The following is a 24,302-nucleotide window of genomic DNA, read 5'->3' on the forward strand; positions in this document are numbered from 1 at the left end:
TCGGCTGGTCCTGTTCAGGTTCCGGCAGCTTTCGTGCAAGCCTCCGTTTTGGAGGTGAAGGATGCGGCGCCGCACCGCTCTTCGACCAGTGACGGCGACTTGGTTGCGCGCCGCAACGCTCCGGCGGCGTCCCGCTGACCAAAAGCCATGGTGAAAGCCGCAGCGATCGACTGTTGAAGCCAGGAACCATGCGGGACAACAACGTGCCGACGCACCGGCCTGCCTTCGGACCCTTCATTCTTGGGACTCATCGGCCATAAGGCAGCCTAAGCGTTCGGATCGGGGGCCAGGAACATGAGTCGAGATCCGCACGTCGGGGGAAGCGCACAGGGGAGCACACGGGCGTCCACCCGGCCGCCCGCCCGGTATGATGACGAGTTGGAACAGGCGCTCACCGCGGCCGAGGATGCCCGCGATGAGGCCATGCGCATGGCCCGGGAGAGCGACCGTCTCCAGGCGCTTCTGATCGACCGCGATCGCGAGGTGGCCCGTTTGCGGGCGGAAGCCGAGCAACGCGAGGCGATCTCCCGGATGCTGTTGAGTCAGGTCGAGACGACGGTGCGCGACCGGCATTTCCGGGACGCCAGCACAGCCGAGGAGTTGCAGGTCGCCTTGGAGGAGTTGGAGGTCACCAACGCCGCCCTTGCCCAAGCCAACGAAGAGCTTGAGAAGAAGATCGTCGAGAGGACCGCGGCCATCCGCGCGAGCGAGACCAAATACCGCCTGCTGTTCGAGGCGATGGACGAGGGCTTTCTGCTCGGCGATGTCCTCTTTGACGAAGCCGACCGGCCGGTCGACATCCGGTTTCTTGAGGCGAATCCCTCCGCGACCCGCTTGATGAGGCAGGATGTCGTCGGGCGGCGGCTTCGGGAGATCGATCCGTCCTTCGAGCCCCACTGGTACGAGGTCTTCGGCCGCGCCGCGCGCGCCGGCAAGGCCACCCGTGCGGAGTTGTGCGCGAAGCCGTTGCGCGCCTGGTTCGACTTTTGCGTCTTCAAGGTGGGCGATGCCGACGACCGGCGTGTCGCCATCGTGTTCAAGGACGTCACCGAGCGCAAGCGGATCGAAGACGCGCTGAAGCGGTTCAATGCCACCCTGGAAGAGCGGATCGCCGAGCGCACCCGCGAGCGTGACCACCTGTGGGAGCTCAGCGAGGACCTCCTCGTCTATGCCGATTACGACGGCCGCCTGCTGCGGATCAGCCCGTCCTGGTCGCGCCTGCTGGGCCATGAGCATGCGGCGTTGCTCGCGCGTCCTTACAGCGAGATCATTCACCCGGAAGACATTGGGCTGGTGCGGGCGGCGCTGGACGAGCTTCGCGACCGCCGCCGCCCCATGCGGCTCAAGTGCCGGATCCTGGCGGCGGACGGCTCCTGGCGCTGGATCGCCTGGGTCCTCTCGCCCGATCCGGACGGTTGCCACCTGCACGGCGTCGGCCGCGACATCACCGCCGAGGAGGCGGCCAGGGCGGCGCTTCACAACGCCGAGGAGCAGCTTCATCAGGCGCAGAAGATGGAGGCGGTGGGCCAGTTGACCGGCGGTGTCGCCCACGACTTCAACAACCTGCTGATGGCGGTGCTCGGCAACCTCGATCTGCTGCGCAAGCACTTGGCCACCGACCCCAAGGCCAAACGGCTGATCAGCGGCGCCATGCAGGGCGCGCAGCGCGGGGCGACGCTGACCCAGCGGCTTCTCGCCTTCGCCCGACGCCAGGATCTGCAGACGCAGCCGGTTGCCTTGGGTGCCCTTCTGGACGACATGAGGAATTTGCTGGAACGCTCGGTAGGCCCGCGCATCGTGGTTCGCCTGAAGGTGCCCGCCGCACTGCCGCCGGCCCTGGTCGATCCCAACCAACTCGAACTGGCGATCCTCAATCTGGCGGTCAACGCCCGCGATGCCATGCCGGAGGGCGGCACGCTCACCTTCGACGTCACCGAAGCAGCCGGAACCGCAGCGGGCGGGCGCGCATCCGGCCCCTTTCTGCGCCTGAGCGTTCAGGACACCGGCATGGGCATGGACGCGGACACGCTCGCGCGGGCCGTCGAGCCGTTCTTCTCGACCAAGGGCGTGGGCAAGGGCACGGGGCTCGGTCTTTCGATGGTGCACGGGTTGGCGGTGCAGTCCGGCGGGGCGTTTCGGCTGTCCAGCGCGCCCGGTCGGGGGACCCTCGCGGAGCTGTGGCTGCCGGTGGCCGCCACGCCGGCCGAAGCCGCGGAGCCGACCATGGACCCCGCTGTGGACCCCGCTGTGGACCCTGCTGTGGAACCGGTCGTGGAAGCAGCCCCGGCCACGATCCTCGTTGTCGATGACGACGCGTTGATCGCCATGAGCACCGTCGACATGCTCACCGATCTCGGCCACACCGTCCTTGAGGCGAACGCCGGCCCGCTGGCGCTCGATGTGCTGAGAGGGAACCAGGACATCGACTTGCTCGTGACCGACTACGCGATGCCCGATATGACGGGAGCTGAACTCGCGTGCGAGGCGCACAGGATCCGCCCCGATCTGCCGGTGCTGCTGGTGACCGGCTACGCGGATCTTCCCGACGGGGCCATCATCGATGTGCCGCGGCTCGCCAAGCCGTACACGCAACAGCAGCTCGCCATGGCGGTGGCCAAGCTGCTGGCGGGGTAGCCAGAGCCGCTCGAACGTGAAACAAGCGGGCGCGGGAGGTGTGCACAGGATGCCTTCCCGGACGCGATATGCCTTTTGAACCAGCGCTCCAGGGTGTTGCTGACATGTTGGCGGAATAGCCGGTTGTCGGCAGAGGCTCAATACCCCCCCGCCAGCACCTCCAGACAGGCAGCCGGTGGCTCGGGGATGGCTTTGGGTGGCCGGGGCACCGGCGCTTCCTTCGGCGGCTCGAACCAACTCAGAAGCTCCTGGCCGCAGCCGTCGCCCGGCGGAATGGGGGCTTGCGGGACGCAGGCCGTCGATCCGGCCGGGCAGTTCATCCGCACGTGGAAGTGCGAGTCGTGCCCACCCCACGGGCGCACGGCGTTCAGCCAGGAGCGGTTGCCCTGCTCGCTCTGGCACAGCGCCAGCTTGATCGCCGGGTTCACAAACACCCGCGCGACCTTCGGGCTCGTCGCCGCCAGTTGCAGAAGGCGGGCCTGACGCGGACCGAAGCGCTCCGGCAGAACGCGCTGCGTCTGCCGGTTCACCATGGTCGGGAAGTCCTTCCGCTCCCGCGCGTCACGCGCGAGCGGCGGCTGGTCGAGATCGAACCACACGTCGACGTCGAGACCGATCTGGTGACTGGCGTGTCCGCTTTCCATGCGGCCGCCATAAAGCTTGGAGATGTCGCCGATGGCCAGCCGCCCGAGCCGCTCGGCCTGCGCCTGGCGGGCAAGGTCCTGAACGAACGCGATGGTATCGGGGTGGCCGTGATTCCGGTTCCGCGACAGGTTGACCGCCTGATAGCCGAGGCCCTCGGGAGGCAGCGTCTGCGCGCCGCGAATGCAGCCGTTGGCGTAGCTGCCGATCGGCTGTGCCGAGAGGGACGGCATCGGCGGCTGCAAGGCCACCGTGCTTAGGTCCATCGGCACGGCGCCGGAAACCGGGGACGACGATCGGGGGGCCGCATCGGCCGCCGTCGCGTCACCGGTGAACCAAACCCCGCAAAGGATAGTCAGCGCAGCGAAAGACCATCGTCGAACCATGACCGGCCTGAAACCTCTCATCTTTGAGCCGACCCGACATTAGCATGGGGCTTGTGGTCTGGGCGTGCATTGCGTGGGAGGTCGGGGTCTCATCACCAAAGCCGCCCGGCGCACACCCGCGAACCGTTGGACGGGGGGTGCGCCGGCAGCGGCGGGTGTCGTCAGAGGCCGTGTTGATCGAGCAGCAGTTGCCCGTCGCGCGCCACGTCGTCGCCATGGTCGAACAGGTTGCGCCAGGACGCGACGCCCGCGGTGATGTCCGGGTGCGACACGGCGGAGGAGAAGGCTTCGACGCCGATCAGTCCCTGATAGTTGGCCGCCTTCAAGCGGCGCAGCATCGGGGCGAAGTCGATGGACCCCTCCGTCAGGCGGCCACGATGGTTCTGGTCGATCTCGAAATAGCCGAGATGGGGCATCGCCAGCTCAAGCGCGCCCAGCAGGTCGTTCTCCTCAATGTTCATGTGGAAGGTATCGAGATGGATGCGGACGTTGTCGGCGCCGATCAGCTTGACCATCCGGACAGCCTGCTCCGCCGTGTTGATCAGGTTGCTCTCGTACCGGTTGACCACTTCGAGCGCCAGCAGCATCCCGTAGGACGCGGCCCGTTCGGCGACGATCCGCAACCCGTCCGCCGCCGCCTGGAAGTTGGCGTCGCTCGGCACCCTCGACGCCTTCCCGAAGGCGCTGTAGAGGATGCCGCCCATGCGATCCGCGCCCATGTCGCGCGCCAGGGCGAGCGCCGCGCAATGCCGCTCGACCCCGCGGCGGTGCACCTCCGGGTCGGTGCTCGAAATGTCGTTGTCGACCTGAAGCGGCGAGGTCGCCACGGGGCGCACCCCCGCCCGCTCGCAGAGCGCGGCGATGGCCGCCGGTTCGATGCTGTCATGGTCGCGGATCGGCACGACGAGCTGGCCATAGCCGAAGGCCGCGGCGCGCTCGGCCGCGTAGGCGCCGTCCTTGGTGGACCATTTCGGGATCCAGGTGTAGCTGTGGATCGACCGTCTGTTCATCTCGTTTCCTCCTGATTGCGCCCGCGTGCGGGGTCGTTGTCTTGCCGACGGTTCGCAAAGGGCAAGCGGCCCCCTTCCCCGCCGGCGGTCCAACCGGCCTGGGTCTGTGTCCGTCAGCGATGCCCGGATCAACCGTCCGGCGGTGAGGCCCCTCGGTGGGGTCCCGGACGGGGTCTATTCGAAGAGAATGTCGTGACGCTTGAGGATGTCGTCGCGCATCGCCTCGATCATCTTCAAATGGGCCAGCAGGAGCGACTGGGTTCCCGCGACGTCGTTCGCCATGATCGAGCGCATCAGCTTGACGTGGTCGGCGATCGCATCGTCCTCATGATGGGCCTCCTGAAGCTCAAGGAAGCGCACCCGTGTCAGATGCGTCCTCACGTCGCTCAGCATCTCCAGCAGCATGGCGTTTCCCAAAACCCCGATGACGGTGTCGTGGAAGGCCACGTCCAGTTCGGTGAAACCGACATAGTCCTTCTCCCGCACGACCTGTCTCTGCTGCTCGATCAGCGACAGCGCCTTGCTTTGCGCCACGCTGTGATCGGCGGTCTTGTTCCAGATGCGCGCCACCTCCCCGAATGCCGACACCTCCAGCGCCTCCCGGATGAACTGGGCCTCCTTCACCTTGGCCACGGACAGGTGGGACACCTGCGCCCCGCGCTGCGGCAGGATGCTCAGCAGCCCTTCGTTCGCCAGCCGGGAAAAGGCCTGACGCACCGGTGTCCGGCTGACGCCGTATTCGTCGGCGACGGCATTTTCGTAGATCATCGAGCCGGGCTGGAACGACAGCGAAATGATCCTCTTCCGCAGTTCCCTGTAGATCACGCTGTCCAGCGTGTTGCGCTCCAACACCAGCCGTTCGTTCTTCACCGTGTTCCCCCAGCCGCCGTGCAAGCGGACATCGCCCTTTCCGAGCCCACAATCGCGATTATCGCCGGAGCGGACGAACCCACGCAAGGTCGCAGCGCTGCTGAACACAGTCCGGAACGCGGGTGGAACCGGACCGATGACTGATACAGCCGGGCGAACACTTTGACATTACTGGTTGCACCTCCCATCCGCTACGCCGCCCTTGCCCGGCGGAATCCCACCCGTCCGCGCGTTCGATTGGACACCAATCAAAACGCCTTATGGATGATCCGTAGCACCTTGCATCCTTGGATACAAGTGTGCAAGATAACCGAACGTTGCACTGGCCGAGCCGTTCGCCGTCCATGCATGGCCTCTCCGTTTCCCGTGGGCGGTCAGTAAACGAACGAAACAAGGGCAGTTCGAGGCTCCACGTTCAAAGCAACGAGCGCTCTTTTTATCCGAACTCATAAGAAATTCTAGGGAGTAGGAAGTGACCAACATGTCCAAGCGCCTTGGCGCTCTTCTCGGAGCCACCGCACTGACGCTGATCGCGGGCATGGGATTGGCCCAGGCCCAGACGCAGAAGCACATCCTGCGCATGAACCATGTCCACAGCCCGGTCGAAGCCTATCATTCGGCGTTCCAGGAATGGGCCAAGCGCGTCGAGGAGCGGACCAACGGCGGCCTGAAGATCGAGGTCTTCCACAGCGCCCAGCTCGGCAACGAAGAGGACATCATCGAGCAGATCCGCCAGGGCGCCAACATCGGCCAGAACACCGACGCGGCGCGCCTCGGCAACTACGTCCGCGAGATCGCGGTCCTGAACGGCCCGTACTTCGTCGAGACGCTCGACGAGGCCTTTGCGCTGTCGAAGCTCGACATCGTCAAGAAGTGGAAGACGGAGCTGGCGGACAAGCACGGCCTCCAGGTCGTCTGCTTCGACTTCGTGCAGGGCAAGCGCCATGTCTTCGCCAACAAGCCGGTGCGCAATCCGGGCGACTTGTCCGGGCTGCGAATCCGCACCCCGCCCGCCCCGATCTGGCAGGAATCGGTGCGCGCCATCGGCGCGGCCCCGACGGCGATGAGCTTCGGCGACATCTACCCCGGCCTTCAGCAGCGGGCCGTCGACGGTGCGGAACTGACCTACGCCAACATCCGTCCGGGCAATCTCCAGGAGGTCGTCCGGAACGTCAGCGAGACCGGTCACATCCTGCTGATCAACTTCGAGGTCGTAAGCGCCGCCTGGTTCAAGAAGCTGCCCGCCGACTACCAGACCGCGCTGGTCGAGGAATGCAGCGCCGCCGGCCAGAAGGTGTCGAAGGTGCTCGCCGACGCCGCCGAAGGTGAGAAGGCCGCGCTGGTCAAGGGCGGCATGAAGGTGACCGACAACGTCGATCTGGAGGCCTTCCGCAAGGCCGGTGACGCCGCGTACCAGAAGCTCGGCCTCACCGAGGTGCGTGCGGCCGTCTACAAGGAACTTGGGCGCTAAGTCATCCGAAGCCGGCGAGGCCTGTCTTATGAAGACTCTCTACGACTATGTCCTGAAGCTGGAGGCGATCCTCGCCGGCTTGTTCCTGATGCTGATGGTGGGGTTGCTTCTGCTGGGCGGCGTGGCGCGGATGATGCAGCACCCGCTCAACTGGACCATCGATCTGGCGACCTGCTTCTTCGCCTGGGCGGTGTTCCTGTGCGCCGACATCGCCTGGCGCAAGGACATGCTGATGTCCCTCGATCTGGTGACCGCGAAGCTGTCCGAGCGGTACCAGCGGACCCTGCTGTTCGTGAACTACGCGGCGATCGCGCTGTTCCTCTGCTACGCCGTCTACGGCGGCATCCTGCTCGCCTGGACCAGCCGGTCCCGGACCTTCAACGGCATTCCCGGCGTCAGCTATTCCTGGGTCACCTCCAGCATCGCCGTCGGGGCGGCCCTCATGCTCATCACCACGATTCTCAAGATACGGGCCCTGATGCGGTCCGACGGCGTTCCGTGCGCCGCTGCCGCCAGCGGGGAGACCGCCTGACCATGCTGCTCGTCGTTCTGGCCTTCGCGGTCTTCCTTCTCATCGGCATGCCGGTCGCCTTCGCGATCGGCATCTCGGGGGTGCTGTTCTTCCTGCAGCACCCGGAGCTGCCCTTCACCATCCCGCTCCAGGTGACGGTGTCCCAGACCCAGAATTTCGCCCTGCTCGCCGTTCCCCTGTTCATCATGGCGGGCAACTACATGAACCGGTCGGGCATCACCGAAAGCCTGCTGAATCTGGCGTCGGTGGCCACCGGACACTTCAAGGGCGGCCTCGCCCAGATTTCGATCGTCCTGTCGGCGCTGATGGGCGGCGTGTCGGGATCGGCCATCGCGGACGCGGCGATGCAGTCGCGCATCCTCGGCGAGGAGATGACGAAAAGGGGCATGTCGCGCGGCTTCACCGCCGGCGTGATCTCCTTCACCTCGCTTCTCACCCCGCTGATCCCGCCGGGCATCGGCATGATCCTGTACGGGACCATCGGCCAGGTGTCGATCGGGCGGATGTTCGCGGCGGGCTTCGCCCCGGCGCTTCTGCTCGGCATCGCCATGAGCATCGCCGTCTGGTACACCTCCAACAAGCGCGGATACCCTCCCGAGCGGGCGAAACGGGCGTCCCTGTCGGAGGTCGGCAGCGCCGTGAGGGGCGGTGTCTGGGCTCTGCTGTTCCCGGTCATCCTGCTCGTCGGATTGCGCATGGGCATCTTCACGCCCTCGGAGATCGGCGCCTTCGCGGTGCTGTACGCGCTGTTCATCGGCTTCGCCATCTACCGCCGGCTCAAGGCGAAGAGTTTCGTCGAGGCGCTGGAGGTCAGTCTCGCCGACGTCGGCTCCGCGATGTTCCTGATCAGCCTGTCGGCGATCTTCAGCTACGGCATCGTCTTCGAGCGCATCCCGGAAGTCATCGCCTCGTCCCTGACCAGCCTCACCGACAACGTCCAACTGGTGATGGTGCTGATCGTCCTCCTGGTCCTGGTGGCGGGCCTGTTCATCGACGCGACGGTGATCATCATCATGATGACCCCGATCTTCCTGCCCGCGGTGCGGGCGATGGGCGGCGATCCGGTGCATTTCGGCATCGTCTTCATCGTTGCGGCGACCATCGGCAACTTCACGCCTCCGGTCGGGGCGGCAATGTTCACCGTCTGCTCGATCCTGAGGGTGTCGGTGGGCGCCTATGTGCGGGAGTCCCTGCCCCTGATGATCGCCATCGGGCTGACGACCCTGCTTCTGATCTTCGTGCCCGAGGTCATCCTCCTGATCCCGAACCTGCTCTTCGGATGATGGCGGCACGCCGGGAGGGCGGCGGAGACGACGCGCTCCCGGCCCCTGGGCACATCGAATCCCTGCGTCCAACCCGGCGCCCGCTGCGGCGCCGACTGGTGGAGTTCCAAACACGATGACCGGCAGACTAGACGGAAAACGGGCGCTGGTGACCGGCGCGGGACAGGGCATGGGACGGGCCATCGCGCTCGCCTTCACCCGGGAGGGGGCCAGCGTCGTCGCGGCCAGCCGCACGCTGGCCAAGATGGAGGATCTGCCCCGCATCGATTCCAAAATCACCCCGGTCGCTCTCAACGTGACCGATCCAGCGGCGGTGCGGCGCGTCGTCACCGAGGCCGGGCCGCTCGACATCCTCGTCAACAACGCTGGCTGGGTGCACAACGGCACCATCCTGGACTGCAGCGACGAGGATTGGGCGCGCAGCCTGGACCAGAACGTCACCTCGATGTTCCACACCATCCGGGCGGCGCTTCCCGGCATGATCGAACGGCGCCGGGGCTCCATCGTGAACGTCGCCTCGGTGGCGTCGAGCCTGACCGGCGTCGCCAACCGCACCGCCTACGGGACCAGCAAGGCGGCGGTGATCGGCCTGACCAAGGCCGTGGCCCGCGACTTCATCGGCGCCGGCGTCCGCTGCAACGCGCTGTGCCCCGGCACCACCCACTCGCCGTCGCTGGAGGAACGCATCCAGTCGAGCGCCGACCCGGAGGGCATGCGGGCGCAGTTCATCGCGCGCCAGCCGATGGGCCGCCTGGGCACCGTCGAGGAGATGGCCGCCGCCGCGGTGTATCTGGCCAGTGACGAGTCCGGCTTCATGACGGGCAGCCTGCTCGTCGCCGACGGGGGGCAGACGCTGTGACCGGACCGGCTCACCCGACCGCCCGCTATGGCGCGGATGCCCTGGACTCCTTCTGCCGCGCGGTGTTCCTGGCCGCGGGAGCGGACGAGGCGACGGCGGACGCGGCCACCCGCGCGATGATGCACGGCTCCCGGCTGGGGGTCGACAGCCACGGTGTGCGGCTGCTCGGGCACTATGTGGCCACCATGACCCAGGGACGGGTGAACCCGCGCCCCGCCCCGCGCATCCTGTCGGAATTCGGCGCCGTCGCCACGCTGGACGCCGGCAACGCCCACGGCGCGCTTGGTGCCTACCGCGCGCAGGAGAAGGCGGTCGAGCTGGCCGGCCGGTTCGGCATCGGGGCGGTCGCCATACGCAACAACTCCCATTTCGGTCCGGCCGGCGCCTTCGCGCTCGCCGCGGCGGAAGCGGGCTGCATCGGCATGGCCGTCTGCAACTCCGACAGCTTCATGCGGCTGCACGACGGCGCCGAACGCTTCCACGGCACCAACCCGATCGCCATCGCCGTTCCGGTGAAGGACGGCGATCCGTGGCTGTTCGACATGGCCACCAGCGCCATCCCCTACAACCGCGTCCAGCTCTACCGCAGCCTCGGGCTCGCGCTTCCCGAAGCCACCGCGTCGGACCCCGAGGGGCGCAACACCACCGACCCCGAACGGGCCGAGATGCTGGCGCCGCTGGGCGGCGAGTTCGGCTTCAAGGGGGCCGGGTTGGCGGGATTCGTGGAAATCCTGAGCGCCGTCCTGACCGGCATGAGGCTGAGCTTCGAGATCCTGCCGATGCCCGGACCGGACCTGAGCACGCCGCGCGGCATGGGCGCCTTCGTGATGGCGATCCGTCCGGAGGCCTTCCTGCCGCAGGAGAGCTTCCAGGACAACATGGCGCGCTATCTGGCCGCCCTGCGCGGGTCCCAGGCCGTACCGGGCCGAATGGTCATGGCGCCCGGCGACCGCGAATGGGCCGAGGCGGAGCGTCGCAGGACGCTTGGCATTCCCATCGACCAGACGACCGTCGATAGCTTCAACCAACTCGCCCATGCCTATGGCATTCCCGCTCCGGCCCCGGCGGCCTCACCCGCATAAGGCCGGGTGGAATGGAGAAGGTGGCGCCGGAGGCGATCCGGGGCTGACGGTGTCGTGGTTGGTCGCCGGGCACAGCGTCCACCGGACCCCGATCAAGGCACGGAGGAAGCGTCGCCCGGCTCGTTTCCTCCGCTCCATTCCCGAATGAGGCCATACGCCACGGCGAGCAGCGTCGGGCCGAGAAAGATGCCGATCAGGCCGAAAGCGATGAGACCGCCGACGATGCCCAGGAAAATGATGATGAAGGGAAGATCGCTGCTTCGACCGATCAGGATCGGGCGCAGGATGTTGTCGAGGCTGCCGACCAGCAGGCCGACCCAGGCCACCAGGAAGATCGCCATGCCGGTGCTGCCCTGGCTGGCCAGCCAGATCGCGGCGGGCAACCAGATCAGCGCCGGCCCCATCGGCACCAGCGTCAGGAAGAAGGTGACGAAGCCGAGGAGCAGGGCGCCGGGGAGCCCCACGATCCAATAGCCCACGGTGGCGGCGATGGCCTGAACCAGCGCGGTGCCGAGCACGCCATGGACAACCCCGTTGATCGTCTCGGCGGCGACGTCGAGGGATTGCCGCGCGCGGTCGCCGGCGATCCGCCCCACGATGCTGCGCAGCCGGCGCACGGCGGTGCGACCGTCCCGATAGAGGAAGAAGGCGATCAGAACGCTCAGCGCGATCAGTGACGTCCCTGAGAGAAGATGCCCGCCGCTCGCCAGCACCCCGTCGCGGATCTGGCCGAGATAGGGTTGGAGCGTCGTGCGCAGATTGGACTCGCCGCTCGCCAGCACACTCCAGGCCTCCCGCAGCTGGTCCCCGAAGATCGGAATGCCGACCAGCCAGTCCGGCAAGGGTGGAACCCCCCGGTCCATGGCCGCGTGAAGCGTCTCGAAGACCTGGAAAACACTCTCCGACAGCTTCATTCCAAGCGCGACGAGAGGCACGACGAGAACCGCCATGATCGTCAGCGTCATGATCGCCGCCGCCAGCGTCGTGCGGCCGCCGAGCGCGCGCTCGATGCGCCGATGCAGCGGCCAGGTGCTGAAGGACAGGATGACGGCCCACAGGATCGCCGCGATGAAGGGGCGCAACACGACGAAGCAGCCGATCAGCAGGACCAGCATCATGGACAGGACGAGCGCCTTGCGGACGTAGCTCATCTCGTGCCGCTCCGGGACCTCCGAGGCGTCGGCGTGCGGCATGAACCGGTCGTGAATGAAGTCCGCCATGGCTTCTGTCCCTTTCAGCGCGCAATGGTCCGAGCAACGCCAGTCTTGCGGAAATTCATCGGGTGGGAATTCGACTGCCGCACACGCATGATATCGAGCCGGACATGGCGGCAGGATCGGCGGGTGGTCACACGCCGCTCGTCACCCCCTTGGTGGGCGCCGCACCCGGCGGGTGCATGGCGCCGTCGTACCTCGGCTTGGCGCGCTCCTCCGCCGCCGGTTCCCGGATCCGGAACCAGGCGACGTAGAGTGCCGGCAGGAAGAGCAGCGTCAGCAGGGTCGCCACGATCAGGCCGCCGATGATCGCGTAGGCCATGGGACCCCAGAACACCTCCGGCGCGATGGGGATCATGCCCAGGCTGGCCGCCGCCGCCGTCAGCAGGATCGGCCGCACCCGGTGCATGGTGGCGTTGATGACGGCGTCCCAGGGATGCTCCCCGGCCTCCAGATGCTCGTCGATCTGGGCAATCATGATGACCGAGTTGCGGACGATCATGCCGATCAGCGCGACCACGCCCAGAATGGCGACGAAGCCCAGCGGCGTGCCGGTCGGCAGCAGCGCCGCGACGACGCCGATCAGGCCGAGCGGCGCCACGCTGATGACCAGGAACAGCTTCTGGAAGCTTTGCAGCTGGATCATGAGGATGGTCAGCATGACGAAGACCATGATCGGGAAGACGGCGGTGATCGAGGCCATGCCCTTGGCGCTGTTCTCCACCGTGCCGCCCGCTTCGATGGTGTAGCCGGGCGGCAGGCTGCGCCGCAGCTCGTCCACCGCCGGGGCCAGTTGCTGCACCACCGTCGCGGCCTGCAGCGGGGGGACCAGATCGGCCTGGACGGTGATGGTCGGCAGGCGCGTCCGCCGCCAGACCACCGGCTGCTCCAGGTCGTAGCGCATGGTCGCGACCTCGCCCAGCGGCACGGTGCGTCCGTCCGGAATGGCGATCTGGAGGTTGCGCAGCGTCTCGATGGAGCTGCGCTCCGCGTTGGTCGCCTGGGCAACCACGTCGATCAGGTAGATGTCGTCGCGCACCTGCGTGAAGGCGGCACCCGACACCGTGGCGTTCAGCGCCTGGTTGAGCGACTTGGAGCTGATCCCCAGCAGGCGGGCCTTGTCCTGGTCCACATCGACCCGCACCACCTTCGACGGCTCGTTCCAGTCGTAGTTGACCAGCAGCGTGTAGGGATTGGTGCCGATGGTGTCGGCCATCCGGGCGGCGATGGCCCGCACCTCGCCCACGTCGGGTCCAGAGACGCGGTACTGGATCGGCCAGCCAACCGGCGGCCCCATCTCCAGCGGGCTGACCCGTGTGTTCAGATCGGAGAAGTTCTCGTTCAGCACCTTCTCCAGCCGGGCGCGGACGGCCTCGCGGACCTTGTAGCCCTTGGTCACCACCACGGCCTGCGCGAAGTAATCGTTGGCCAGCTGCACGTCGAGCGGCAGGTAGAAGCGCACGGCGCCCTGGCCGATGTAGAAGCTCCACCGCTCGACGTCGGGGTCGGCCGCCAGCACCTTCTCGAAGCGGTCCACCACCTCCTCGGTCGCCCGGATCGAGGCCGTCTGCGGCAGGGTCAGATTGACCAGGAGTTCCGGGCGGTCGGAGGCGGGGAAGAACTGCTGCTGGACGAAGCGCAGGCCGAAGACCGACAGGCCGAACAGCAGCAGCGTGGCGACGATCACCAGATAGCGCGCCCGCATGGCCAGGCGCAGGCTGCCCCGGAACATCCGCATCAGGCGTCCCGGTTCGCCGCCATGCTTCGATTTCATGGTCTTGGGCAGCACGTTCACCCCGATGAGGGGCGCGAACAGGACCGCCACGATCCAGGAGAACAGCAGCGCCATCGCCACCACGGCGAACAGCGTGAAGCAGTATTCCGCCGCACCGCCCTGGGCGAAGCCGATGGGGATGAAGCCGGCCACGGTGATCAGCGTGCCGGTCAGCATGGGAAAGGCCGTGGAGGTGTAGGCGAAGGTCGCCGCCTTATCCAGGCTGAAGCCCTCCTCCAGCTTGGTGATCATCATCTCCACGGTGATCATGGCGTCGTCCACCAGCAGGCCGAGCGCGATGATCAGCGCGCCCAGCGAGATGCGCTGGAGCGTGATGTCGAAGAACTCCATGCCGATGAAGGTCATGCCCAGCACCAGCGGGATGGAGGTCGCCACCACCAGCCCGGCGCGCAGGCCCAGGCTGATGAAGCTGACCACCAGGACGATGACGACGGCCTCCTTCAGCGCCTTGGTGAAGCCGGCGACCGATTCCTCCACCACCACCGACTGGTTGGCGACGAGGTGGACGCCGATGCCCACCGGCAGGTTCGCCTCGACCTGCCGCATCCGCTCGCGGATGCCCTCGCCGAACGTCAGCACGTTGCCGCCGGCCGCCATGGAGATGATCATCCCGATGGCCGGCTCTCCGTTGTAGCGGAACAGCGGCGACGGCGGGTCGGCGTAGCCGCGCCGGATGTCCGCCAGATCGGCCAGCCGGTAGAACTTGTCGTTGGCCCGCAGGCTGATGGCGCGCAGGCTGTCCTCCGACGTGAAGGCGCCGCTGACCCGCACCGAGATCTTCTCGTCGCCCGCCTGCACCACGCCGGCCGGGGCCACGGCGTTCTGCGCCTGAAGCTCGGCGATGACCTCCTCGCGGTCGATCCCCATCGCGGCCAGCTTGCGCGTCGAGAAGTCGAGGTAGATCCGCTCGTTCTGGACGCCGACGAACTGGATCTTGCCGACGTCCGGCACGCGCATCAGATCGGCCCGCGCGGTCTCCGCGTAGTCCTTCAACTCGCGGTAGCTGAAGCCGTCGGCGGTGAAGGCGAAGACCGTGCCGAAGGTGTCGCCGAACTCGTCGTTGAAGGCCGGCCCCTGCACGCCCTGCGGCAGGGTGGCTTTCATGTCGGCGATCTTCTTGCGGACCTGATACCACAGGTCGGGCACCGCCTCGGCCGGCGTGTAGTCCTTCAAATTGACGTAGACGACCGAGATGCCGGGCTTGGTGTAGCTCTTGACGTAGTCGAGATAGGGGATCTCCTCCAGCTTCTTCTCGATCGGGTCGGTCACCAGCTTCATGGTGTCCTCGATGGTGGCGCCGGGCCAGTTGGCCTGGACCACCATGGTCTTGATCGTGAAGGCCGGGTCCTCCTCGCGACCGAGGCGCATGTAGGCCATGCCGCCGGCCAGCGTCAGCGAGATGATCAGGTACCAGACGAAGGAGCGGTGGCGCAGAGCCCACTCGGAGAGATTGAAGCCGGTCATGGTGCCGCCGCCGTTTCGATTTTCTGGTTGAACCGGACTCTCTGGCCTTCGCTCAGGCTGTGCACGCCGGCGGTGACCACGACGTCGCCGCGGGTCAGTCCCTCGGTGACGATGACCGGGCCATCACCATCCCTGGGCCGGATCGCGACCGGCTGGCGCCGGACGGTCTGGGCCTTCGGGTCGACGAGCCAGACAAAGTTCCGCCCCGCCTCCTCAAACAGCGCCGTTCCCGGCAACTCGACCACCGGGGCGGGCGGCTGCTTCAGGCGGCCGACGACGGTCGCGCCGAGGCGCAGGGCGTCGGGCGGATTGTCCAGCGCGATCCGGACGGTGTGGGTCCGAGTGACGGGATCGGCCTGGGGCGAGATCTCGCGGACGCGGCCCACCGCCGCGATGTCCGGTGCGCCGGCCAGCGAGACCTCGATCACCGGGTCCTTCGGCGCCGCCCGGATGCCGGTCTCGGCGACGTTGAAGACGGCTTCGCGTTCCTCCGGCTGGGCGACGCGCACCACCATCTGGCCGGCTTCGACCACCTGTCCGGGCTCGGCCCCGATGGTGGTCACCACGCCGTCCCGGTCCGCCCGCAGCTCCGTGTAGCCGACCCGGTCGCGGGCCGATTGCAGCGCCGCCTGCGTGGCGACGACCTTGGCGTCGGCGGTGCGCATCGCCAGCAGCGCCGCGTCGTACTGCGCCTGGGGGGCGTTGCCGTTGGCCAGCAGTTCCCGCTTGCGGGACTCCTCGTTGCGCGCCTGCACCTGATCGGCCTGCGCGGAGGCGAGGTTCGCCTCGGCGGTCCGAAGCGCGTTGCGCTGGTCCTGGTCGTCCAGCCGCGCCAGCACGTCGCCGGCCTTGACCAGACTGCCGACATCGGCCTTGCGCTCGACCAGCTTTCCGGCGATGCGGAAGCCAAGGTCGGCGTCGGCCCGCGCCTCGATGGTTCCGGTGGCGGAGCCGCCCATCCGGAAGGTCACCAGCTCCACCGTGATGGTCCGCACCGGGCGGATCACCGGCGCCGCGTCGGCGTGATGGCCGCCCTGCGGCTGACAGGCCGCCAGCACCGGGACCAGGGCCAGGGCCAGCAGCGCGATGAGAAGCGGGTTCGTGGTTGGCTGCCGCATGCTTGGGGGCCGCATGGTTGGTCGCGCGATGCGGGTCATGCGCCGCTCCCCTGCTTGATGGTGACCTTCTGGTCCGGCCGCAGCTTCTGGACGCCGCCGACCACCACCAGATCGCCATCGCTGAGGCCGCTGGAGACGGTGACCGTGCCCGTGTCGTATTGCAGGACGGCGACGGGGCGCAGGCTCACCGTGTCGGCCGGCCGCGCCACGACCCAGACCGCCGGTTCCCCATTCTCCGTCTGGAACAGGGCCGAGGACGGCAGATTGACCACCGGCCGCGCCGGCAGCTTGGCCCGCCCGACGACGGAGGAGCCGAGCAGGAAGGCGTCGGGGGCGTTGGGCAGGGAAACCTTCACGGTGTAGGTCCGGGTCACCGGGTCGACCCCCGGAGACACCTCGCGGATCGTTCCCTCGGTGACCGTCTTCGCATCGTTGACGAGCCGCACCTCGACCGTCGGCAGGCCCTCCCGTCCTTCCAGCCGGATGCTGGCGCCCGGCACCTGGAAGACCGCTTCCCGTTCTCCCGGATCGGCCAGCCGCAACACCGTTTGGCCGACGGCGACCACCTGGCCGGGCTCCGCCATCTTCGCCGTGATGACCCCGTCGCGGTCGGCCCGCAGTTCGGTGTAGGACAGCGTGTCGCGGGCCGAACCCAACTGTGCCTCGGCGGAGTTCAGTTCGGCCTGCGCCTGCTGGTAGCGCTTCTGGGCGTTGTCGTACTGGACCCGGGTGGTGAAGCCGTTGGCGAGCAGGGAGCGCTGGCGCTCCTCCTGCGTCCGGCTCTGCTCGACCGCGGCCTGCGCCGCCGCCACGTCGGATTCGGCTGACCTCACGGCGTTGGTCTGGTCCTGGTTGTCCAGCCGTGCCAGCAGTTGGCCGGACGTGACCGTCTGCCCCACATCCACCAGCCGCTCGACCACCTTGCCGCCGACGCGGAAGCCGAGGTTGCTCTCGTGGCGGGCTTGGATCTCACCGGTCAGCGCGGCGGTGCGGTCGAACTGGCTCACCTGCACCGGCAACGCGCGGATCAGCGTCGCCTCGGCCGGTGGCGGTGCCGGCTGCTCGCAGCCGAGAAGCAGGAGGCCGGCGACGATCGCCGATCTGGATGACCCAAAGCCGGATAACCAGGACATGGTGCCTCTCTCCTTCTCGGGGCCGTGTTACGCGGAGCGGTGGCGGCGGAGGATGTCGCGGGTGTGGAGCGCGATCATCCGTTCCTCGTCGGTCGGGATGACCCAGCCCTTGACCCGGCTGTCCGGCGTCGTGATGCACAGCGCGTTCGCGGCGTTGGCCGCCTCGTCGAGGTCGAAGCCGAGCCAGCGTGCCCGCTCCGCGATGGCCTTGCGGATGGCTGGCGCCCGTTCGCCGATGCCGGCCGTGAACACCAGCCCGTCGATGCCCCCCATGGCGGCGGCCAGCGCCCCGATGGCGAGGCTCGCCCGGTAGACGAAGCAGTCCAGCGCGAGTCTGGCACGCGGGTCGGTGCTGGCCAGCAGGTCGCGGACGTCGTTGCTGATGCCGGACAGCCCCTTCAGGCCGCAGTCGTGGTACAGCAGCCGTTCGATGGCGCGGGCGTCCATGCCCTTGTCCATCAGGTACAGGACCACGCCGGGGTCGAGTTGCCCCGGCCGCGTGCCCATCGGCAGCCCGTCCAGCGCGGTGAAGCCCATGGTGCTGTCCACGCTGCGCCCGTCCCGGATGGCGCACATGCTGGCCCCGCTGCCAAGATGCGCGACGACGACGCGCCCGCCGGCGATCTGGGGGGCGAGGTCCGGCAGGCGCCCGGCGATGTATTCGTAGCTCAGGCCATGGAAGCCGTAGCGCCGCAGACCTTCCCGGTAGAGGGCGTCCGGAATGGCGTAGCGGTCGGCCGGTTCGGAATGGTGCCGGTGAAAGGCCGTGTCGAAGCAGGCCACCTGAAGCACGTCCGGCAAGAGCTTCCGGATCGCCCGGATCGGCGCCAGATTGTTCGGCTGGTGGAGCGGGGCGAGCGGGATGTAGCGTTCCAGCGTCCCGATCACTGCGTCGTCCACCGCCACATGGGTGTCGTAGGCCGGTCCACCGTGAACCACCCGATGCCCGACCGCCACCGGCATGGCGCCGCCCAGCCGCTCCCGCAGCCACGCGCCGAGAAAGGCCAGCGCGCCGGGAACCCCGCCACCGGACTCCGCCGGCAAGGGAACACTTCCGTCCTGGCTGCTTTCCTGGAGGACCAGCCGGGGCGTCGTGCCGATCCCCTCGATCTGGCCGCGCAGGCTCACCGGCAGCGTCCCGTCCGCCGCATCGAACAGCTGGAACTTGATGCTGGAGGAACCGGCGTTGATGACCAGGATCGTTTCGGTCATGCCCGTCTCGGTCATGGTCGTTTCGGTCATGGCGACCTCACCCCTTCACCGGCTGCTCGACCCGCTGCCGGTGCGCGTACAGCGCCGCCACGGCGCAGGAGGCCATACGCGTCATGACGCTGTCGGCCCGGCTGGTCAGCACGATGGGCACCCGCGCGCCCAGCACGATGCCGGCGGCATCAGCGTTCGCCAGGAAGGTCAGGTTCTTGGCAAGCATGTTGCCCGCCTCCAGATCCGGCACCACGAGAATGTCGGCCTGCCCGGCGACCGGGGAGGCGATGCCCTTGATCCTCACCGCTTCCGGACTGATCGCGTTGTCGAGCGCCAGCGGCCCGTCCAGCAGACCGCCGGTGATCTGCCCCCGGTCGGCCATCTTGCACAAAGCGCCGGCCTCGACGGTGGAGGGGATCTTCGGGTTGATGGTCTCGACCGCCGACAGGATCGCCACCTTCGGCTGGGAATTCCCCAGAGCCCGCGCCAGATCGATGGCGTTCTGGATGATGTCGCGCTTGTCCTCAAGGGTCGGCGCGATGTTCACCGCGGCATCGGTGATGAACAGCGGCTTGGCGTAGGTCGGCACGTCCATGATGAAAACGTGGCTGATGCGCCGCTCCGTCCGCAGCCCGCTGTCCTTCCTGGCGACCTCGCGCAGCAACTCGTCCGTGTGCAGGCTTCCCTTCATGAGGAGCTGCGCGCGCCCCTGGCGCACCAGCTCCACCGCCATGGCGGCGGCGGCGTGGCTGTGCGGCACGTCCACGATCTCGTACGGGGCGATGTCGAGCCCGGACTCGTCCGCCACGGCCCGGATGCGCGCGGCCGGACCGATCAGGATCGGAGTGATGAAGCCCTGGCGGGCCGCATCGACGGCACCGCCCAGGGATGAGGCGTCGCAGGGGTGCGCCACCGCCGTAGGAACGGGGGGAATCTCGCGGCAGGCGGCGACCAGCCGTTCGTACTTTTCGTGCCGATGTGCGGGCGGTGACTGGCTGCCGGCCATGACGCGCCCTCCTCACCAGCGCAGGTACAGCCCGACGTCCCCCGGCATGCCGCCGGGATAGTCCAGGATCTGCGCCCGCAGCTTGTAGCCCTTGGCCCTCAGATTCTTGTCGAAGACCTCGTAGGCTTCGCGGGCATAGCCGGTCAGGGAATCCGGCCAGTCCGGCTCGAAATTGTTGATCGCCCGGCCGCCGTCGGTGCAGTAGCTGCTCGGGAAGCGCGCCACCTGGATTTCCTTCACGCCGCGCGACGCGGCATCGCGCACCGCGCGCGTGAACCGCTCCTTGGCGTCGGGGCGGACATGCTGGTTCATGAAGGCTTCGCGGACGGTGTCCTGTTCCTTCATGTGCTTCTTTTCCCGCTCCAGGGCTTCCTGGAGCAGCGCCATCTCGTGCTCCTCGCCGAGCTTCCGGAGTTCGTCGGGCGAGATCAGGTCGTCACCGATGTCGGGGACGGCCGCGGTCGCTCTGGTCTGGTCCATGTTGCTCATGACGCGTTCCCCTTGTTTCTTGTGAGTTGTCTTTTGTCAGCCTCATGCGGCGTCGTGTGGCGGCACCGGGTTCACTTGGCCTTCGCGGTGCCCATCACCCCGCGTTGCGCGTCCGCCCGGCTGATGTCGGAGGCGGCCTTGGCCAGCGATGCTCCGCCGGCCCCGGGCAGCACGCGCAGGGGTGGTTCGCGCCCGGCCTCGATGCGCTCCTCCTTGTTGTGCAGAAGGGCGTCCACCTGCCGCAGGCGGGCGCGCTGGTCTGGGGTCAGCGGTCCGGATGCCTCCAGAACACGCTCCGCCAGCGCCATCACCTCCTTGCGCTCCTTCTCGCCGGACAGAAGCTTGGGCAGCGCGCTCATCGCCGCGGCTTCGTCCATCAGCATCAGGAAGACCTGTTCGCGGAAGACCGCGCGAACGGCGTCAACGGTCAGGTGCTGGGTGCCGGGATGCTCCTCGCGGATTTTCCGCAGCATCTGGAAGGCGCGCTCGTCGAGGGCGCCTTCGCCGCGCCGCGCGTGGATCAGGACGCGGAACAGCGCCTCCCGCACACCGCCTTCCTCGACGCGGGCCATGATCTCGGCCATCCGCTTCTCGACCAGTGCTTCGAACGCCTCGTCGCGGACGTGCGGCGGCCGCGCGTCCTCGCCCGGCGCGGCCAGCCCGACCAGAGCCTGAAGGAGCGGTGCGTTGTAGAGGCCCATGAACAGGCGCTCGACGGCGCCGTCGCGCGCGTCCCGCCAGCGGTCAAGCCCCTGCACGATCTCGTCCGAGACGCGGTTCTGCGCGCTCAGGTACGGGTTGTCCGGGCTCACCGGGCGGCGGTGCTCGCGCACCCAGTCGGCCATGGGGCCGACCGGCGCCATGAAGGGGTTGAGGTGCGAGAACAGGTAATACTGGCTGCGCGCCGGGTTCATCATCCGCAGCCATTCGGCGAAGGGCTCGTTGACGGTCGCCTGGATGGAGGGCCGGGCGAAGGTGGCGTACAGGCCCTTGTTGATGTCCGAGATGCGAGCCACCGCGGCGAAGCGCCGGTCGTCCTCCGGCGTGTTGCCGCCAAGCCCGCGGATGTCGTCGAGCGTGCGCGGCTCGAACCGCGTCACGTAATCGCCCGCGACCAGATCGGCGCCGGGGACGTTCGGGTCCTTCGGCTGGAGGATCATCTCGTAGAGACCGGGTGGCAGCAGGTCAATGAAGTCGATGTTCTCGACGAACTCCGACGTTTCCTTGCGGGCGACGCGGCCGGACACGAAGATGCCCAGGTGCCCGATGTCGTGATGGAGGTTGTAGACGATGGTCTGCTCGTGGGCCCGGATGTCTTCGACGTCGCTGTAGAGGTCGAGGACCCAGCCCAGCGCTTGTTGCGGCGGCGTGATGTTGTCGCCGAAGGACGCGAAGACCAGGATGGGCGAGCGGATGTTGCGCAAATCCAGCCGGCGCCCGTTCCGGACGATGCCGCCGCTGGTCATCTTGTTGCCGACGAACAGCTCGTCGGTGATGGCCTCGATCTCCTCCCCGTTCATCAGGAAGAAGCCGCTCCACCACTTTTCGAATTCAAGGTACCGGTCCGCTTCCGTGTCGATATGGGCGTACAGGTTGTACGCCTTCTTCCAATAGGTGTTGGCCGGGTCCAGCTTCTCGAAGTTGCCGACCAGATGCGCCCCGTCGAAGCGGCCGTTGCCGAGATCGCTGGCCAGGGCGGCGAGCCAGGCGCCGCCATAGAGCCCGCCGAGGTAGCGCATCGGGTTCCGCCCCTTCACGCCGGCCCAATAGGACAGCGGGGAGCCCGCGATGATGATCGGTCCCATCAGGTCGGGCCGGACCGCGCTCAGCGCCATCACCGCCCAGCCGGCTTGGCAATTGCCGATGACGCACGGCTTGCCGCCCGCATTGTCGTGCAGTTTTCCGACATGCTCGATGAAGAAGGCCTCGGCTTCACCCACGTCGGCGAGGGTCTGGCCCGGCTCTGGTTCAGGATGGAAACCGATGAAGTAGCAGGGGTGGCCGGCGCGCAGAGCGGTGCCGATCTGGCTGTCCGGCTTGAAGCCGCCGATCCCGGGCCCATGACCGGCGCGCGGATCGACGATCACGAACGGGCGCTTGGCCGGGTCCGTGCCGACGGCGGGGTCCGGCAGAATGCGAAGCAGCATGTAATTGCACGGCCGCTTCAGCTTCCGCCCTTCCATCACGATCTCGTACGGGAAGGACAGGACGGGCGGCTTTCCTTTCTCGGCGTGGTCCATGAACTGGTCGCCGCGGCGCCGCAGGACATCCAGGAACAGGACCCAGCGCTGCATGGCATCGACGCCATAGTCGAAAGCGTCCTGAAACGGGTTGGGAAGATTGAAGGGGTTGGGGAAAGCGGACGTCTGCCAACCATCCGCGCCTTTCCCGGCCGCCGTCTCTTCGACCGGCTTTGCCCCAGCCTGTTTCGCCCCTGTTGATTTTGCTGCGGTCCCGTTTTCTGCGGGTTCGACGAAGGGGCCGAGAAAGGGAAATGCCGCGGTCCAGGCGGAAAACCAGCTCGCCAGAGGCTGCTGTTCCGTCAGGGGACGCACCCGCCGATTTTTCATCACATGTCCTCTTTGGCTGTACGCTCCTGCGCCGGCCTGCGCCGGCTGTGCGTTCGCTGTGCCGACCGGCTTCTTCGCATCCGCGAAGGCGTTGCGACGCCGGCGCTGCGGATACCGACCCGTGATGAGAACGTGAGGGGCCAAGGCGCTGGCTTCGACGCTGGCTTTAAGACACGGGAAATACTGCACCGCATCATCCGCCGCGTTGAAGCATGCAACTGTTGGCGCTGTTACCGTATCAGGCTGCTTTCCCTTGGTGGTTCATTCCCGACACAGTGCGGCGGCACCGTCTTCCGGCAGGGATTCGGGCTTTGAATTTTTCATGAATGAGATTCGGATTTTGGCAAACCCAACCCAGTGGGTCTTTGTGCATTTTTGTTTAACAGTTTTATAGAATTTTTCTTTTATTAAGAAAGAAGGCTCCCTGCAAGGGGGTAAATTCTGCTCGTTCATTGGCATAATGAACAGAGGATGACCCTCTTCACATGACCGATACGGTGGGCGTTACCGTAGCATGACTGCGCTTTGGCTTGGAGGAATGCTACCTTCCAAAGCACAGTGTCTTGCGAGTTAAATTCTCGCCCCCGACCTGTGCACCCCGTCCATCCGATCGGCAGTCCATCGATTTCGCATCGGGCCGGCCGGTTCGTCGGGGAAGCGTCTCCTGTCCCTGAAAATCCGCTTACAAAAAGCCGCCCACAAAAAGCGCTGGGAGCAAACCATGAAACACCGAACCAAGGTCGCTCTGGCCGTTGCCCTGACGGCGACGGTGATCACCGCCGCGAACGCGCAGATGGGGCCGGCCCCCACGGAAACCAATTTTCAGGTCCGCACCACGGGCGACCTTGTGCGGCTGTGCGAAGCCACGCCAAACGACCCGACCGGCATCGCGGCGCTCCATTTCTGCCACGGTTTCGCCGTCGGCGCCTATCAATACCATCAGGTTGCAACGGCCGCCGAAGGCAAGCGCCAGCTGGTGTGCGCGCCGACGCCACCGCCATCGCGCAACGACGCCGTTTCCGCTTTCGTCACCTGGGCAAAACAGAATCCCAAGCTGATGGACACGCCGCCGGTGGATGGGCTGTTCCGCTTCCTGTCACAGCGCTACCCCTGCCGCGCCTGATCACGCCGGTATCCGCTTCCTCCGCCGCGGTCCACGGCCTTCGATCAAAGGCCAACCAGGATGGGCCAACCAGGATGGGAAAGACCATGAAACCCACACAAATCCTCCGCGTCGCCGTCGTCGCGCTTCCCCTTGCAGCGTGCGCCGACATGTCACCGACCCAGCAGCGCGCGCTCACCGGCACGACCGGAGGTGCTGCCGGCGGAGCGCTGATCGGCGCCATCGCCGGCAACGCCGGCATGGGTGCGGCCATCGGCGCCGGTGCCGGTCTGGCCGGCGGTCTGCTCTACGACTATCACAAGCGGACCGAGGCCTCGGCCTACCAGCGCGGCGTCCAGCAGGGGTCCACCCAGCAAAGCGGCACCCAGTGACCCGCGGCGGTCATGCGCTGAGGTGGTCATGCGCTGACGGGGACGTT

The 24,302-nt window shown here is 67.3% G+C and carries 18 protein-coding genes and 1 pseudogene; 8 read left to right on the top strand and 11 right to left on the bottom strand.

Features of this window, described 5'->3' with window-relative positions:
- Positions 1-378: 378 nt before the first annotated feature.
- Entirely contained in the window at positions 379-2,634 is a 2,256-nt protein-coding gene (locus tag H1Q64_RS01715; protein ID WP_237904129.1) for a hybrid sensor histidine kinase/response regulator, read from the top strand.
- A 137-nt stretch (positions 2,635-2,771) separates the two neighbouring features.
- Here H1Q64_RS01715 and mepA read toward each other — a convergent pair whose 3' ends face one another.
- From mepA to H1Q64_RS01730, 3 genes are all read right to left on the bottom strand, one after another.
- On the bottom strand, positions 2,772-3,527 hold the full coding sequence (mepA, locus tag H1Q64_RS01720) for a penicillin-insensitive murein endopeptidase (RefSeq protein WP_237904130.1): 756 nt from the start codon (positions 3,525-3,527) through the stop codon (positions 2,772-2,774).
- A gap of 296 nt (positions 3,528-3,823) precedes the next feature.
- Entirely contained in the window at positions 3,824-4,672 is an 849-nt protein-coding gene (locus H1Q64_RS01725) for a sugar phosphate isomerase/epimerase family protein (protein WP_237904131.1), read from the bottom strand.
- A 174-nt stretch (positions 4,673-4,846) separates the two neighbouring features.
- Complete coding sequence (locus H1Q64_RS01730) at positions 4,847-5,542, bottom strand: GntR family transcriptional regulator (protein WP_237904132.1); 696 nt, start codon at positions 5,540-5,542, stop codon at positions 4,847-4,849.
- Between the two features lie 481 nt (positions 5,543-6,023).
- On the opposite strand from H1Q64_RS01730, the gene H1Q64_RS01735 reads away from it, so the two are divergent.
- The 5 genes from H1Q64_RS01735 (at position 6,024) to H1Q64_RS01755 (ending at position 10,769) form a co-directional block, all read left to right on the top strand.
- The gene (locus H1Q64_RS01735) at positions 6,024-7,013 is read left to right on the top strand and encodes a C4-dicarboxylate TRAP transporter substrate-binding protein (RefSeq protein ID WP_237904133.1); all 990 of its coding nucleotides are present in this window, start codon (positions 6,024-6,026) and stop codon (positions 7,011-7,013) included.
- A gap of 28 nt (positions 7,014-7,041) precedes the next feature.
- Positions 7,042-7,545: a TRAP transporter small permease gene (locus H1Q64_RS01740; protein ID WP_237904134.1), complete on the top strand. Its 504-nt coding sequence runs from the start codon at positions 7,042-7,044 to the stop codon at positions 7,543-7,545.
- Positions 7,546-7,547: 2 nt separating this feature from the next.
- Positions 7,548-8,828, top strand: coding sequence for a TRAP transporter large permease (locus H1Q64_RS01745; protein WP_237904135.1), 1,281 nt, complete (start codon positions 7,548-7,550; stop codon positions 8,826-8,828).
- A 115-nt stretch (positions 8,829-8,943) separates the two neighbouring features.
- On the top strand, positions 8,944-9,687 hold the full coding sequence (locus H1Q64_RS01750) for an SDR family oxidoreductase (RefSeq protein WP_237904136.1): 744 nt from the start codon (positions 8,944-8,946) through the stop codon (positions 9,685-9,687).
- Positions 9,684-10,769: an Ldh family oxidoreductase gene (locus H1Q64_RS01755; RefSeq protein WP_237904137.1), complete on the top strand. Its 1,086-nt coding sequence runs from the start codon at positions 9,684-9,686 to the stop codon at positions 10,767-10,769. Before H1Q64_RS01750 ends, H1Q64_RS01755 begins: the two co-directional genes overlap by 4 nt.
- 92 nt (positions 10,770-10,861) lie before the next feature.
- Here H1Q64_RS01755 and H1Q64_RS01760 read toward each other — a convergent pair whose 3' ends face one another.
- From H1Q64_RS01760 to H1Q64_RS01795, 8 genes and pseudogenes are all read right to left on the bottom strand, one after another.
- A complete protein-coding gene (locus H1Q64_RS01760; RefSeq protein ID WP_237904138.1) occupies positions 10,862-11,989 on the bottom strand; it encodes an AI-2E family transporter in 1,128 nt (375 codons plus the stop codon).
- Positions 11,990-12,116: 127 nt separating this feature from the next.
- On the bottom strand, positions 12,117-15,242 hold the full coding sequence (locus H1Q64_RS01765; protein ID WP_237904139.1) for an efflux RND transporter permease subunit: 3,126 nt from the start codon (positions 15,240-15,242) through the stop codon (positions 12,117-12,119).
- Positions 15,239-16,360: an efflux RND transporter periplasmic adaptor subunit gene (locus H1Q64_RS01770; RefSeq protein ID WP_237904140.1), complete on the bottom strand. Its 1,122-nt coding sequence runs from the start codon at positions 16,358-16,360 to the stop codon at positions 15,239-15,241. The genes H1Q64_RS01765 and H1Q64_RS01770 overlap by 4 nt, the downstream gene beginning before the upstream one ends.
- A gap of 35 nt (positions 16,361-16,395) precedes the next feature.
- On the bottom strand, positions 16,396-17,493 hold the full coding sequence (locus tag H1Q64_RS01775) for an efflux RND transporter periplasmic adaptor subunit (RefSeq protein WP_237904141.1): 1,098 nt from the start codon (positions 17,491-17,493) through the stop codon (positions 16,396-16,398).
- 27 nt (positions 17,494-17,520) lie between these two features.
- Positions 17,521-18,735 carry an acetate/propionate family kinase gene (locus H1Q64_RS01780; RefSeq protein WP_419468815.1) on the bottom strand — a complete coding sequence of 405 codons (1,215 nt, stop codon included), beginning with the start codon at positions 18,733-18,735 and terminating at the stop codon, positions 17,521-17,523.
- Between the two features lie 7 nt (positions 18,736-18,742).
- Positions 18,743-19,672 (bottom strand): annotated as a pseudogene (locus H1Q64_RS01785) (bifunctional enoyl-CoA hydratase/phosphate acetyltransferase); the annotation flags it as partial.
- A gap of 42 nt (positions 19,673-19,714) precedes the next feature.
- On the bottom strand, positions 19,715-20,191 hold the full coding sequence (locus tag H1Q64_RS01790; RefSeq protein WP_237904142.1) for a hypothetical protein: 477 nt from the start codon (positions 20,189-20,191) through the stop codon (positions 19,715-19,717).
- Positions 20,192-20,262: 71 nt separating this feature from the next.
- The gene (locus H1Q64_RS01795) at positions 20,263-22,485 is read right to left on the bottom strand and encodes a DUF3141 domain-containing protein (protein WP_237904143.1); all 2,223 of its coding nucleotides are present in this window, start codon (positions 22,483-22,485) and stop codon (positions 20,263-20,265) included.
- 997 nt (positions 22,486-23,482) lie between these two features.
- Between H1Q64_RS01795 and H1Q64_RS01800 the strand changes: the two genes are divergently transcribed.
- Complete coding sequence (locus H1Q64_RS01800; protein WP_237904144.1) at positions 23,483-23,884, top strand: Rap1a/Tai family immunity protein; 402 nt, start codon at positions 23,483-23,485, stop codon at positions 23,882-23,884.
- A gap of 86 nt (positions 23,885-23,970) precedes the next feature.
- Positions 23,971-24,255 (top strand): glycine zipper family protein, encoded by a 285-nt coding sequence (locus H1Q64_RS01805; RefSeq protein WP_237904145.1) that lies wholly within the window; start codon positions 23,971-23,973, stop codon positions 24,253-24,255.
- The last annotated feature ends 47 nt before the right edge of the window (positions 24,256-24,302 follow it).

It is taken from the genome of Azospirillum brasilense (assembly GCF_022023855.1).
Taxonomy (GTDB): Bacteria; Pseudomonadota; Alphaproteobacteria; order Azospirillales; family Azospirillaceae; genus Azospirillum; species Azospirillum brasilense_F.

Coding starts and splice junctions, on each gene's coding strand:
- H1Q64_RS01725 (WP_237904131.1), bottom strand. CDS start 4,672: ATGAACAGACGGTCGATCCACAGCTACACCTGGATCCCGAAATGGTCC.
- H1Q64_RS01735 (WP_237904133.1), top strand. CDS start 6,024: ATGTCCAAGCGCCTTGGCGCTCTTCTCGGAGCCACCGCACTGACGCTG.
- H1Q64_RS01740 (WP_237904134.1), top strand. CDS start 7,042: ATGAAGACTCTCTACGACTATGTCCTGAAGCTGGAGGCGATCCTCGCC.
- H1Q64_RS01745 (WP_237904135.1), top strand. CDS start 7,548: ATGCTGCTCGTCGTTCTGGCCTTCGCGGTCTTCCTTCTCATCGGCATG.
- H1Q64_RS01750 (WP_237904136.1), top strand. CDS start 8,944: ATGACCGGCAGACTAGACGGAAAACGGGCGCTGGTGACCGGCGCGGGA.
- H1Q64_RS01760 (WP_237904138.1), bottom strand. CDS start 11,989: ATGGCGGACTTCATTCACGACCGGTTCATGCCGCACGCCGACGCCTCG.
- H1Q64_RS01765 (WP_237904139.1), bottom strand. CDS start 15,242: ATGACCGGCTTCAATCTCTCCGAGTGGGCTCTGCGCCACCGCTCCTTC.
- H1Q64_RS01770 (WP_237904140.1), bottom strand. CDS start 16,360: ATGCGGCAGCCAACCACGAACCCGCTTCTCATCGCGCTGCTGGCCCTG.
- H1Q64_RS01775 (WP_237904141.1), bottom strand. CDS start 17,493: ATGTCCTGGTTATCCGGCTTTGGGTCATCCAGATCGGCGATCGTCGCC.
- H1Q64_RS01780 (WP_419468815.1), bottom strand. CDS start 18,735: ATGACCGAAACGACCATGACCGAGACGGGCATGACCGAAACGATCCTG.
- H1Q64_RS01790 (WP_237904142.1), bottom strand. CDS start 20,191: ATGAGCAACATGGACCAGACCAGAGCGACCGCGGCCGTCCCCGACATC.
- H1Q64_RS01795 (WP_237904143.1), bottom strand. CDS start 22,485: ATGCAGCGCTGGGTCCTGTTCCTGGATGTCCTGCGGCGCCGCGGCGAC.
- H1Q64_RS01800 (WP_237904144.1), top strand. CDS start 23,483: ATGAAACACCGAACCAAGGTCGCTCTGGCCGTTGCCCTGACGGCGACG.
- H1Q64_RS01805 (WP_237904145.1), top strand. CDS start 23,971: ATGAAACCCACACAAATCCTCCGCGTCGCCGTCGTCGCGCTTCCCCTT.